At 66.4% G+C, this 12,484-nt stretch carries 9 protein-coding genes; 4 read left to right on the top strand and 5 right to left on the bottom strand.

Annotation, left to right across the window (positions count from 1 at the left end; genetic code table 11):
• Nucleotides 1-94: 94 nt before the first annotated feature.
• The 3 genes from GVL12_RS19655 to GVL12_RS19665 all read right to left on the bottom strand — a co-directional run bounded on the left by GVL12_RS19655 (nt 95) and on the right by GVL12_RS19665 (nt 5,741).
• Nucleotides 95-1,174 carry an RNA-guided endonuclease TnpB family protein gene (locus GVL12_RS19655; RefSeq protein ID WP_159917233.1) on the bottom strand — a complete coding sequence of 360 codons (1,080 nt, stop codon included), beginning with the start codon at nt 1,172-1,174 and terminating at the stop codon, nt 95-97.
• A gap of 150 nt (nt 1,175-1,324) precedes the next feature.
• The gene (locus GVL12_RS19660) at nt 1,325-4,579 is read right to left on the bottom strand and encodes an efflux RND transporter permease subunit (RefSeq protein ID WP_159917234.1); all 3,255 of its coding nucleotides are present in this window, start codon (nt 4,577-4,579) and stop codon (nt 1,325-1,327) included.
• 7 nt (nt 4,580-4,586) lie between these two features.
• Nucleotides 4,587-5,741, bottom strand: a complete 1,155-nt coding sequence (locus tag GVL12_RS19665) for an efflux RND transporter periplasmic adaptor subunit (RefSeq protein ID WP_159917235.1) — start codon at nt 5,739-5,741, stop codon at nt 4,587-4,589.
• A gap of 321 nt (nt 5,742-6,062) precedes the next feature.
• On the opposite strand from GVL12_RS19665, the gene hpnC reads away from it, so the two are divergent.
• The 4 genes from hpnC to hpnE all read left to right on the top strand — a co-directional run bounded on the left by hpnC (nt 6,063) and on the right by hpnE (nt 10,710).
• A complete protein-coding gene (gene hpnC / locus GVL12_RS19670) occupies nt 6,063-6,998 on the top strand; it encodes a squalene synthase HpnC (protein WP_200843930.1) in 936 nt (311 codons plus the stop codon).
• 150 nt (nt 6,999-7,148) lie between these two features.
• Nucleotides 7,149-8,423, top strand: a complete 1,275-nt coding sequence (locus GVL12_RS19675; RefSeq protein WP_159917237.1) for a DEAD/DEAH box helicase — start codon at nt 7,149-7,151, stop codon at nt 8,421-8,423.
• Nucleotides 8,424-8,558: 135 nt separating this feature from the next.
• Entirely contained in the window at nt 8,559-9,398 is an 840-nt protein-coding gene (gene hpnD / locus GVL12_RS19680; protein WP_159917238.1) for a presqualene diphosphate synthase HpnD, read from the top strand.
• Nucleotides 9,399-9,405: 7 nt separating this feature from the next.
• Nucleotides 9,406-10,710 (top strand): hydroxysqualene dehydroxylase HpnE, encoded by a 1,305-nt coding sequence (gene hpnE, locus GVL12_RS19685; RefSeq protein WP_200843932.1) that lies wholly within the window; start codon nt 9,406-9,408, stop codon nt 10,708-10,710.
• A 44-nt stretch (nt 10,711-10,754) separates the two neighbouring features.
• Here hpnE and GVL12_RS19690 read toward each other — a convergent pair whose 3' ends face one another.
• Nucleotides 10,755-11,384, bottom strand: a complete 630-nt coding sequence (locus tag GVL12_RS19690) for a GntR family transcriptional regulator (RefSeq protein WP_235033920.1) — start codon at nt 11,382-11,384, stop codon at nt 10,755-10,757.
• A gap of 97 nt (nt 11,385-11,481) precedes the next feature.
• A complete protein-coding gene (locus GVL12_RS19695; RefSeq protein ID WP_159917240.1) occupies nt 11,482-12,459 on the bottom strand; it encodes a tripartite tricarboxylate transporter substrate binding protein in 978 nt (325 codons plus the stop codon).
• Between the last annotated feature and the right edge of the window lie 25 nt (nt 12,460-12,484).

The raw sequence follows: 12,484 nt of genomic DNA on the forward strand, positions 1-12,484 counted from the left end.
AAGTCCTTCAGGGAAAGATTCAGCTTGCCTGATGGCTAGGGCTCAATCATTGATGCCCCCATCGGCGCAGACCTAAACCTGGTGCTTGACATCCTCACCGCCGGGAAGGGGCGGTGATTCCTCCTGCGAGGCGACGATGTCCCGCCGCGAGAATGTTCTGGGCCGCATTGATGTCGCGGTCATGGACCGTTCCACAGTCGCTGCAAACCCATTCTCTTATTCGCAAACCTGCTCTACCTCTCGGACTGCTGGCGGGTATGCCCCAACAGCACGAGCAAGTCTGGGTTGAATAGCTTTCATTGACGACTTCAAAGACGACACCGGCCTGCTGGCTCTTGTACTCCAACATCGTCTTGAACATGGCCCAGCCCGCATCCAGCGTGCTTTTTGCCATCTTGGTTTTCACCAGTTTGGCGCTGGCTACATCTCCTACAAAGATCGCTGCGTTGCTGGCAACCAACTGCGTGCTGAATTTGTGCAGCATGTCCTTGCGTTGGTTGGCTATTTTTGCGTGAATTGCCTTGACCCGATGCTTTTTATGCGCCCGCTGTGCAATGCCCAGTTCGGACTCCAGCTTGCGATAAAAGCGCCCTTCAATACGCTCGCCCGTAGAGGCTGTAGCCGCTTCCTTGAGACCCAGGTCAATGCCCACGCTGCCCTTGCCCGTACTGATTTTGATCAGCACCTTCACCGCAACGTTCAAGTACCAGCGCCCACGTGTGTCTTGCGTGAAGCTGCCGGACCGCAACACATAGTCCGCCAGGCCATAGCTGTCCCACAGACTGAATTTATGGCCCGCAAAGCAGACTTGGCCTGCTTTGTACTTGACACAACCCACCTTGAACGGAATCCAGCCCAGGGAGTATTTGCTGGACTTGGGGTCGCTCACCCGCCAGCGCAGCTTGGCCTTCTTGAACTGCCTGCGCCGAAGAGCGTACTGCTCGCATACACACTGCGCCGTGGCCGAGCCAATTTGCACTCCATCGCACTTACTGTAGCCTGCTGTCAATTTTTGCAAGTCGTAGGCAGACAGCCATGTGCATTTTTCCCGGATGGCCCGGTGGCTTGTCTCATTGCAAAAATTCCACACTGTATTTGCCTCACGCGCCATCGCAGAGAGCACTTTTGCGTGCTTGTCTTTGATGCGCAACTGGAGGGTTTTGGTATGGTGCATGAATGCTGCTTTTATACAAAACTGTATAAAAAACAAGTATCTCAAGCCATGACAGCCAACGCTGACAGGGCTATATTTTCCTGCCCTCTCAGCTTCACCCCCAAGCGGCTGTGCAGCGAACCAGCGTGGAGGTGCAGTCGCACACGTTGTTTAGGGAGTCTGCACACTCCCTTGGGGCCTGCGCACACGGAAGAACGCCGCGTACATCGCCGGCAGGGCCAGCAACGTCAATACCGTGGCCACGATCAGGCCTCCCATGATGGCCACGGCCATAGGGCCCCAGAACACGCTGCGCGACAGCGGGATCATGGCCAGCACGGCGGCAGCGGCGGTGAGCACGATGGGACGCAGGCGGCCCACGGTGGCTTCGATGATCGCGTCCCAGGCCGGCATGCCGCGCGCGCGGTCGACTTCGATCTGGTCGATCAGGATCACCGAGTTGCGCTGGATCATGCCCATCAGCGCGATCACGCCCAGCAGCGCGACAAAGCCGAACGGCCGGTTGAGCAGCAGCAGCGCGGCCGCGACGCCGGCAATGCCCATGGGGCCGGTGAGGAACACCAGCAGCGCACGGCTGAAGCTGTGCAGCTGCAGCATCAGCAGCGTGAAAGTGAGGAACAGCATGACCGGCAGGCCGGCGGCGATCGATGAAGCGCCCTTGGAGCTTTCCTCGACTGCGCCCGCGACTTCGATGCGATAGGCATTCGCGCCTTCGGCGTGCCAGCGCTGCTCGACTGCGCGCAGCGCAGGCAGCAGTGCTTCGGTCACGGTCGCACCCTGCAGGCCTTCGCGCACATCGCCCTGCACGGTGATTGCATAGCTGCGGCCTTCGCGCCAGAGCACGCCCGGCTCCCAGGCCATCACGGGCTTGGCGATCTGGGTCAATGGAATCGACGCTCCCGAGGCCGTGGGCAGGTAGGCGTTGCCGATGTCGGTGATCGCGTCGCGCTCGGCCAGCGGCGGGCGCAGCACGATGTCGATCAGCTTGTCGCCTTCGCGGTACTGGCCGACAGTGGCGCCGCTGAGCATGACGTTCGCGGCCTGGGCGATGGACTGGCTGCTCACGCCCAGCGCGCGCGCCTTGTCCTGGTCGACTTCGAGGCGCAAGGCCTTGACCGACTCGTTCCAGTTGTCGTTGACGCCGCGCATGTCGGCGTTGTCGCGCAGTATCTGCTTGACTTCGTCGGCGCGCATGCGCAGCGTCGCCGGGTCCGGCCCCATCACGCGAAACTGCACGGGATACGGCACGGGCGGGCCCGAGGACAGCAGCGTCACGCGGCCGCGCGCCTGCGGATACTCCTGCGCCAGCATGCCGGGCAGCCGCCGGCGCAGCGCCTCGCGCTCCTCGAGCGTCCTGGCCAGGACAATGAACTGCGAGACGTTGGCCTGCGGAAACACCTGGTCCAGCGGCAGGTAGAAGCGCGGCACGCCCGAGCCGAACCAGGTGCTCACGGTCTCTACGCCGTCCTGCGCGAGCAGGCGCTTCTCGACGGCCTGCGTGGTCTCTTCATTGGCCGCGAACGAGGTCCCTTCGGGGAACCACAGGTCGACCATGATTTCCAGCCGGGTCGAATCGGGGAAGAACTGCTGCTGCACGCGCGACATGCCGAACAGGCCCAGCGCGAACACCAGCACCGTGGCGCCTATGGTGATCCAGCGGTGCTCGACGCACCAGTCGACCGTGCGCCGGAAGCGGTTGTAGAACGGGCTGTCGAAGACTTCGTGCTGGCTCGCGGCATGGGCCGCCCCGGCATGGGCCGTCCCCATGGGTTCCTGCGCCGCGGCCGCCAGGGTGTCGGGCGGCGCATCGGCCACAGGCACCTGCGCGGGTGCATCCGGCGCATGCGGCGGGCGCTTGAGCAGCAGCATGCCCAGGTAGGGCACGAAGAACACCGACGCCAGCCAGCTCAGCACCAGCGCCACCACCGTCACCGCGAAAATCGCGAAGGTGTATTCGCCGGTCATGGACTTGGCCAGGCCGATGGGCAAAAAGCCCGCGGCCGTGATCAGCGTGCCGGTGAGCATGGGCATGGCCGTGATCTCGTAGGCGAACGTGGCCGCGCGCAGCTTGTCGTAGCCCTCCTCCATCTTGCGCACCATCATTTCGACGGCAATGATGGCGTCGTCGACCAGCAGGCCTAGCGCGATGATCAGCGAGCCCAGCGAGATCTTGTGCAGGCCTATGCCCCAGTACCACATGGCCAGGAAGGTCGCGGCCAGCACCAGCGGAATGGTGATGCCCACCACCAGCCCCGGGCGCGGGTCTATGTACCAGCGCCGCCACCAGCGCTGTTCGCCCGGGCGCTTGTGCAGCCCCAGGCTGATGAAGCTCACGGCCAGCACCACGGCCACGGCCTCGATCAGCACCGCGATGAACTCGTTGACCGAACTCGACACGGCCTTGGGCTGGTCCTGCACGTTGACCAGTTGCATACCCGCGGGCAGCTCGTGGGCCAGGCGCTCGCTGGCCACATGCAAGGCCTTGCCCAGGCGGATGATGTCGCCGCCCTTGGTCATGGCCACGCCCAGCGCGATCGAATCCTGGCCCTGGTGGCGCACTTTCACGGCCGGCGGGTCCACGTAGCCGCGACGGATCTCGGCGATGTCGCCCAGGCGCAGCTGCGCGCCCGAAGCGCCGCGTATCGGCATGGCGCGCAGGTCCTCGACCGCGTTGAACTGCCCGGCCACGCGCACCTGGACCTGCTCGGCCCCGGCCTGGATCACGCCCGCACTTTGCAGCGCGTTCTGCTGGTCGAGCTGGCCCAGCACCTGGTTCATATCGAGCCCGAGTTGCGACAGGCGCAGTTGCGACAGCTCGATATAGAGCTTCTCGTCCTGCACGCCGAACATCTCGACCTTGGCCACGTCGCCCACGCGCAGCAGTTGCTGGCGCACGTCGTCGGCCACGTTCTTGAGTTCCGCGTAGCTGAAGCCTTCGCCCTGCAGCGCATAGATCACGCCATAGACATCGCCGAAGTCGTCGTTGAAGAACGGCCCCTGCACGCCCTGCGGCAGCGTGTAGCGGATGTCGCCTATCTTCTTGCGCACCGTGTACCAGAGCTGGGAAACGTCCGCGGGCTTGGAGTTGTCCTTGAGCTGGAAGATGATCTGCGACTCGCCGGGCTTGGAATAGCTGCGGATCTTGTCGGCATAGGGCACCTCCTGCAAGGTGCGCTCGAGCTTGTCGGTGACCTGCTCGGCAACCTGCTGCGCCGTGGCGCCGGGCCAGTAGGTGCGCACCACCATCGCGCGGAAGGTGAACGGCGGGTCTTCATCCTGGCCGAGCTGGAAGTAGGCGGCAAAGCCCAGCAGCACGATGGACACCAGCAGATAGCGCGTGAGCGCCACATGCTCGAGCGCCCAGCGCGAGAGGTTGAAGCCGGGTTTGGGCTGCTGTGGATTCATGGCGGACTCAGCGGGTGGCAGGGGTGGGCTGTGCGGCGGGGGCCGCGGCGCGCGCTGCTTCTGCAGTGCCCTGGTACACCGTCACCTTCTGGCCCGGCGCGAGCACATGGCCGCCGGTCGCGACCACGCGCATGCCCGGCGTCAGCCCTTCGGAGATCACGATCTCGTTGCCATCGGCGGTCGCCACCACCACCGGCTGCGAGCGCACGGTGCTTGACGCGGCGTCGAACACCCATACGGCCGAGCCGCCGTTTTCCTGGTGCAGCGCCGTCGTCGGCAGCTTGATCACCGGCTGGCCGGTCGCGCCCATGCCTTCGGGCCGCGCATGCACCGTGGCGCCCAGCGCCGGCAAGGCCTGGCCCGGCGCGCGCTCCAGCGCCACCTTGACGAGGTAGGTGCGCGTCACGGGATCGGCGCTGGCCGCGACTTCGCGCACGCGCCCGCTGTAACGCTGGTCGCTGGCCCACAGGCGCACCGCCACCGCCTGGCCGGTGCGCACGCGCGCGACCCGGTCTTCCGGCACGGAGAACACCACGTCGCGCTCGCCGTCCTGCGCGATGCGTACCACGGGGGTGCCAGCAGCGACGACTTGGCCGGGCTCGGCGTCTATGCCCGTGACCACGCCCGCCACATCGGCCACGAGGCGCGTGTAATCGGTCTGCAGCGACTGGCCCGCGGCCTGGGCGCGCGCCTGGTCCAGGCTGGCCTGGGCCGACTTGAGCGTGGCCTCGCGGCGCTCGAGCTCGGCGCCGCTGATGAAGTTCTGCGCCTTGAGCGTGCGATAGCGCTGCACATCGGCCGCCGCCAGATCGCGCTGCGTCGTGGCCGCGCTCACCTGCGCGCGACCCGCATCGGCTGCGAGCCGGTAGTCCTGCGCATCGAGTTGCGCGAGCAACTGGCCCGCTTTCACCTGCTGACCTAGCTCCACCTGGCGCGAGACCAGCTTGCCCGGCACGCGAAAGCCCAGCCGCGATTCGACGCGCGCGCGCACGTCGCCCGCATATTCGGTCTGCGCGTCGAACACGCCGACGCCGACTTCGAGCAGCTTGACCGCACGCACGGGCTCGGGCGCGGGTTCAGGCCGTGAACAGGCGGCAAGCGCACAGGCGAGCACCACGGTGGAAAGGGCCCAACCGGGCCGGACAGAGATCAAGGAAGGCATGCGGTGCTCAAAAAAACGGGCGCCGCGCCATCAGCGCGCCACCACCGGGGAATCGTCGCCAAGGGGGCAACGGCCCACAACACAATACAAACGACGAAGGTCTGCGCGCCTTCTCTCTTCTGTGGGAATGGTCACTGATCGCGGCCCACACCGCCCGGCAAATCGCTGGATCTGCGGTGAAAACCAGGCGCTGCGCCGCAGACTGTGCAACAGCACGGCAAGGCGAAGCAACGACGTTTCAAGGGGGTGTTGGTCGCACTAATGACTCAACGGTTAGTAATTATCGAAAGCCGCGCGCGCTTGTCAAGCGACAATAACGGCGTGAAACCTGCCCCCCCGCCATCCTCGCCCTCCCCCGGCGCCCCGCTGACGCCCGACGCTGCAGCGCAGGCCCCCGTTCCAACCCTCGCCGCGCCCCTGCTGGCCGCGCCCGTCACGCATTACGAGAATTTTCCCGTGGCTTCGCTGCTGTGCCCGCCCCATTTGCGCCAGCCGATTGCGGCCATCTATGGTTTTGCGCGCACCGCCGACGACATCGCCGATGAAGGCGACGCCAGCGCCGCCGAACGCCTGGAAGCGCTCGCCGACTACCGCGACGAGCTGCTGGCCGTGGCTGCGGGCAAGGCGCCTGGCGCACGCTGGGCCACGGTGTTCGGGCCGCTGCAGCAGGCGATACGGCAGCACGACCTGCCCGTGCCGCTGCTCACCGACCTGCTCAGCGCCTTTTCCCAGGATGTGCACAAAACGGCGGGCGGAGAAACCTATGCCGACCGCGCCGAGCTGCTCGACTATTGCCGGCGCTCGGCCAACCCCGTGGGCCGCCTGCTGCTGCACCTCTACGGCGTGCACGATGAAAACGCGCTGGCGCAAAGCGATGCGATCTGCAGCGCGCTGCAACTGATCAATTTCTGGCAGGACCTGAGCGTGGACATTCCGCGCGGGCGCCACTACCTCAGCGACGCCGATTGCGCCCGGCATGGCGTGAGCCGCGCCGAGCTGGCGACGCGCAAGAGCACGCCTGCCAACCGCCAACTGATTGCAGACAATGCCCGCTGGGCGCGTGAGTGCATGCTTGAGGGCCTGCCGCTGGTGCACCGTCTGCCCGGGCGCGCGGGCTGGGAGCTGCGCCTCGTGGTGCAAGGCGGGCTGCGCATTCTCGACAAGGTCGACGCGCTGCAGGGCGCGAGCCTGCACACCCGCCCCAAGCTGGGCAAGGCCGACTGGCTGCGCATGCTGGGCCGCTGCCTGCGGATGTAGGTCGGGAGCGCCCAGCCCCCGCGAATGCCCTGGCCCGTGGCGTTTTGGCGCCGCTGGCGCACAATGCGGGCATTACAGGCGCTGGCCTGCGCTTGTGCCCGCCCGGCTTTCGCGCCCGGCTCTTGCGTCCGCCACTTTCTTTGCCCATACATGCCTTTTTCTTCCCTCGGCCTTTCCCCGGCCCTCGCCCGCGCCGCCAGTGAACTGGGGTTCGACCAACCCACGCCCATCCAGTCGCAGGCCATTCCCGCCATCGTGCAAGGCCGCGATGTCTGGGCGTCCGCGCGCACCGGATCGGGCAAGACCGCGGCCTTCGCGCTGCCCGCGCTGCTGCAGCACCAGAACCTCACGCTGGGCCAGCGCGCCGGCGGCGCGCGCAGCGTGCACACGCTGGTGGTTGTGCCCACGCGCGAACTCGCGGCCCAGGTCGGTGAAGTGCTGCGCAGCCTGGGCCAGCACCTGTCCCAGCCGCCCAAGATCGCGGTGGTGTTCGGCGGCGTGTCGATCAACCCGCAGATGATGGCGCTGCGCGGCGGTGCAGACATCGTCGTGGCCACGCCCGGGCGCCTGCTGGACCTCGTCGACCAGCGCGCGCTGCGCCTGTCGCAGGTGCAGTTGCTGGTGCTCGACGAAGCCGACCGCCTGCTCGACCTGGGCTTTGCCGACGAACTGCAGCGCACGCTGGCCCTGCTGCCCGCACAGCGCCAGACGCTGTTTTTCTCGGCCACGTTCCCGCAAGAGGTGCAAGCGCTGGCACAAAGCCTGCTGCGCGACCCGCTGCGCGTGGACATCGCCACCGACGCCAGCGAAAGCCAGGCCATCATCGAGCAGCGCGCCATCGCCGTCGACACCAGCCGGCGCACGCAACTGCTGCGTCAAATGCTTCAGGACCCGGCCTGGACGCGCGTGCTGGTGTTTGTCGCCACCAAGCACACGGCCAACATCGTTGCCGAAAAGCTCTACAAGAACGGCGTATTCGCCACGCCATTCCATGGCGAACTGAGCCAGGGCGCGCGCCAGCAGGTGCTCGAGGAATTCAAGGCCGAGCGCTGGCAGGTGGTCGTGACCACCGACCTCGCGGCGCGCGGCATCGACATCGCGCAGTTGCCGGTCGTGGTGAACTACGACCTGCCGCGTTCGGCCGTCGACTACGTGCACCGCATCGGCCGCACGGGCCGCGCGGGCGAAAGCGGCCTGGCCGTGAGCTTTGTCACGCCAGCCAGCGAAGCCCATTGGCAGCTGATCGAAAAGCGCCAGCACCTGGCGCTGCCGCGCGAGATCGTCGAGGGCTTCGAGCCCATTGAAGAAGTGCCCGCGCCCGTGGCGGGCGCGGCCGACGGCAATGGAGGCGTCAAGGGCAAGCGCCCGAGCAAGAAGGACAAGCTGCGCGCGGCGGCGGCTCAAGGACGGCACGACGCGTCTTGAGCGCAGGCCGTTCATCCTTCGATCCGACGACAAGCGCAGGCCCAGGACCAACGGTTCCATTCCTATCGCCCTGAGCCCGTCGAAGGGCCTCCACGCCAAAGACCCATCCGGGATCATGGGAGAATCAGCGCCAATATGAATCCGGCCCAGTACGTCCAAGAAAAAGCTGCCGCTTCGGGCAGCAGCTTTTATTACGCTTTTCTTTTCCTGCCCCAGCAGCGGCGCGCGGCCATCACCGCGTTCTACGCGTTCTGCCGGGAAATCGATGATGTCGTGGACGAAGTCAGCGACCCCGGCGTGGCCGCGACCAAGCTCGCCTGGTGGCGCGGCGAAGTCGCCAAGTCCTATGCGGGCGAGCCTTCGCACCCCGTGATGCAGGCGCTGATGCCCTGCAGCGCCGAATACGGCATCACGCAGGCGCAGCTGCTGGCCGTGATCGACGGCTGCCAGATGGACCTGGACCAGACCCGTTACCTCGACTATGCGGGCCTGCAGCGCTACTGCCATCTGGTCGCAGGCGTGGTCGGCGAAGTCGCGGCGCGCATCTTCGGCCAGACCGACGAAGCCACCACCGCCTACGCGCACAAGCTGGGCCAGGCACTGCAGCTCACCAACATCATTCGCGATGTCGGTGAAGACGCGCTGCGCGGACGCATCTATCTGCCCGTGAGCGAGCTGCAGCAGTTCGACGTCAAGGCCCACGAGATTCTCAAGCGCCAGTATTCCGACCGTTTCACGGCGCTGATGCGCTTTCAGGCCGAGCGCGCGCACCGGCTGTACGACGAGGCGCTGGCGATGCTGCCCGAAGCCGACCGGCGCGCGCAAAAGCCCGGCCTGATGATGGCCAGCATCTACCGCACGCTGCTGCGCGAGATCGAGCACGACAACTTCCAGGTGCTGCACCAGCGCATCAAGCTCACGCCGCTGCGCAAGTTCTGGCTCGCGTGGAAGATGCAGGCCTTGGGACGAATGTGAGGCGGATGTGAACGCGCGCGTCGCCGTCATCGGTGGCGGCTGGGCCGGCATGGCCGCGGCGCTGACCCTGGCCCTGGCGGGTCGGCAGGTCACGATTTATGAATCGGCACGCCAATGGGGCGGGCGTGCGCGCGCACTCACTCTTGATACACCCGAAGGCCCGCTGACGCTTGACAATGGCCAGCACATCCTGATCGGCGCCTACAGCGACTGCCTGGCGCTGATGCGTGGCGTAGGCGTGCCGGTGGACCAGGCGCTGGCGCGCCTGCCGATGACGCTGCGCTACGCCGATGGCACGGGCCTGGCGTTTCCCGACTGGGCGCCGCCATTCGACGCGCTGGCCGGCATTCTCGGCGCGCACGGCTGGAGCTGGCGCGAAAAACAGGCGCTGCTCGCGCGCGCCGCGCGCTGGCGGCTGCAAGGCTTTCGCTGCGATGACGCGGCCAGCGTGGCCGATCTGTGCGCATCGCTGCCGCAGAAGTTGATGGACGAATTCATCGCACCGCTATGCGTTTCGGCGCTCAATACGCCGCCCGAGATTTCCAGCGGTGCCGTCTTTCTGCGCGTGCTGCGCGACGCGCTGTTCAGCGGCCGCGGCGGCTCGCACTTTCTGCTGCCCACCTGCGACCTGGGCCAGTTGTTTCCCCAGGCCGCGGCCGACTGGCTGCAGGCACGCGGCCATGCGCTGCGACTGGGCGCGCGCGTGGAAGCGCTGCAGGCCGAGGGCCACGCCTGGCGCGTCGATGGCGAACGTTTCGACGCCGTGCTGCTGGCCACGCCCAGCAGCGAAGCCGCGCGCCTGGCCGGCCAGACCGACAGCCTGCGCGCATGGTCAGGTAGCGCCGCCGCACTCACGCACACCGCGATCGCCACGGTCTACGCACGCACAGCCCTCCCCGAACAGCGCCTGCCGGCCGCGCTGCCGTTGATGGCGCTGCGCCCGGCGGCCGGCGCGCCCGCGCAGTTTGTCTTCGACCGCGGCCACCTCGGCGGGCCCGCGGGCCTGATGGCCTTTGTGGTCAGTGCCAGCGTTGCATCGCGCGCCGACACCCAGGCCCAGGTGCTGGCCCAGGCCGCGCGCGAACTCGGCTGGCACGGCATGCAGCCACTGACCACGGTGATCGACAAGCGCGCGACCTTTGCCTGCACGCCCGGGCTGCAGCGCCCGGGCCAGGCGCTGGCGCCAGGCCTGTGGGCCTGCGGCGACTATGTGGATGGGCCTTATCCGGCGACGCTCGAAGGCGCCGTGAGAAGCGGGATGGCTGCGGCGCGGGCCCTGGAGTCAGCGGGGCAATCGCGGGCTGCGAGGTAGGAGCGGGCGATCGAACGCTGGGCCATGGGCAGGACACCGCCCCATCAGCTTCCAGCCGGCAAAGGTTCTTCGAAGAATTCCATCAGGCGCAAGCGCCCCGCCTGTACATGGCGCTCAGCCGCGGCACGGGCTCGCGCGGCGTTGTTGCCCACGATGGCATCGAAGATCGCGCGGTGCTCGACATTGGAGCGTCGCATATTGCCCGGCGCATTGAAATACCGCCGCCGCACCAGGTGCAACTCCTTGACGTAGTCGTCATACGCCTGCTGGGCCCTCCGGTTGTTCGACAGTTGCATGATCAGCGCGTGGAACTGCAGGTTGAGTTCGTAGTAGGCGGAGCCCTCCCCTGCATCACAGGCCTGATCCATCGCCGTCAACAGCGATTCGCAATGCTGGCGGTGCTCTTGCGTCATGTGGTCGCAGGCCCGCTCGGCCGCATAGCCGAACACCAAGGCCCGCAGTTCGTAGAGCTCCAGCGCTTCGCGCAGCGTAAGCTGGCGCACATAGACGCCCCGGTTCGGCACGGCGGTGACGATGCCGAGCCCGGCCAGCACTCGAACGGCTTCACGGATGGGCCCGCGGCTGGTCCCCATGCGCAAGGCCAGGGCCGCCTCGTTGAGGCGCTCACCTGGCTTGAACTCTCCCGTGTAGATCAGCTGCTTGAGTTGCTCCACTATGGAGTTCGAGAGGCCTGGGCCGCGAGAAACAGGAGGGGATATCGTCATGAGATGGATCGTACCTGCGCCAGCCCCCGGGCTGCAGGCTGCGGGCTCATTCGACCTTCACATTGGCGCTTTTGACGAGACCCACCCAGAATTTGCCGTCCTCATCGAGGAACTTGCCGAAGTCGGCGGGCGAACTCGACAACGACACTTCGGTGCCGTCACGTTCCAGGGCCGCCTTGACCGAAGGCTTCTGCATGGCGGCCACGGTGGCCTTGAAAACCTTCTGCAGTATGGGCGCGGGGGTGTTGGCCGGCAAGAACATCCCGTACCAGAACGCGAGGTCGTAGTCCGGCAGCCCGGCTTCGCGCATGCCTGGCAACTGCGGCACGAGGGGCGAGCGATCGCGGGTACTCACCGCCAGCGCACGCAGCTTGCCGCTGACGATCATCGGCAGCACCGAAGGCGAAGTGCCGAACGTGAGATGGGTGTCGCCCGCCATGACGGACTGGATGGCCAGGCTTCCGCCCCGGTAAGGCACATGCGTCATCTCGGTCTTGCTCACCAGGCTGAACAGAGCCGCGCCCAGATGGGGTGCCGAGCCGTTGCCCGAAGTTGAATAGTTGAGCTTGCCCGGGTCCTTCTGGGCCGCCTTGATCAGGTCCTGGACGGATTGGATGCCGGTGGACGCATTGACCGCCAGCACCAGCGGCGAAGTGGTGATCTTGGTGACCGGTGCCAGATCCTTGGCCGTATAGGACAGCTTGGGATTGAGCGCCGGGTTGACCGAGATGCTGCTGGGGCTGGCGATGAGCAGCGTATAGCCATCGGGTGCCGATTTGGCGACGACGTCCGCCGCGATGCTGGAGCCGTTGCCGGGCTTGTTTTCGATGATGACCGGCTGGCCGAGTTCCCTGGAGAAAGCCTCGCCCATCGCCCGCGCCACATAGTCGGCCGCACCTCCTGGCGCAAAACCCACCACCAGCCGGATCGGCTTGACGGGGTAGTTGGCCGGCGCGGACTGCGCGAGGGCGCCGGTGGCACACGCAATAAGAGTCACCGTCAGTAGCAGCTTGTTCTTTTTCATTGTCTGTCTCCTGTTTATGGATTGC

Source organism: Pantoea sp. 18069 (genome assembly GCF_902706035.1).
Classification (GTDB): Bacteria; Pseudomonadota; Gammaproteobacteria; order Burkholderiales; family Burkholderiaceae_C; genus Comamonas.

Coding starts and splice junctions, on each gene's coding strand:
- GVL12_RS19655 (WP_159917233.1), bottom strand. CDS start 1,174: ATGCACCATACCAAAACCCTCCAGTTGCGCATCAAAGACAAGCACGCA.
- GVL12_RS19660 (WP_159917234.1), bottom strand. CDS start 4,579: ATGAATCCACAGCAGCCCAAACCCGGCTTCAACCTCTCGCGCTGGGCG.
- GVL12_RS19665 (WP_159917235.1), bottom strand. CDS start 5,741: ATGCCTTCCTTGATCTCTGTCCGGCCCGGTTGGGCCCTTTCCACCGTG.
- GVL12_RS19675 (WP_159917237.1), top strand. CDS start 7,149: ATGCCTTTTTCTTCCCTCGGCCTTTCCCCGGCCCTCGCCCGCGCCGCC.
- hpnD (WP_159917238.1), top strand. CDS start 8,559: ATGAATCCGGCCCAGTACGTCCAAGAAAAAGCTGCCGCTTCGGGCAGC.
- GVL12_RS19695 (WP_159917240.1), bottom strand. CDS start 12,459: ATGAAAAAGAACAAGCTGCTACTGACGGTGACTCTTATTGCGTGTGCC.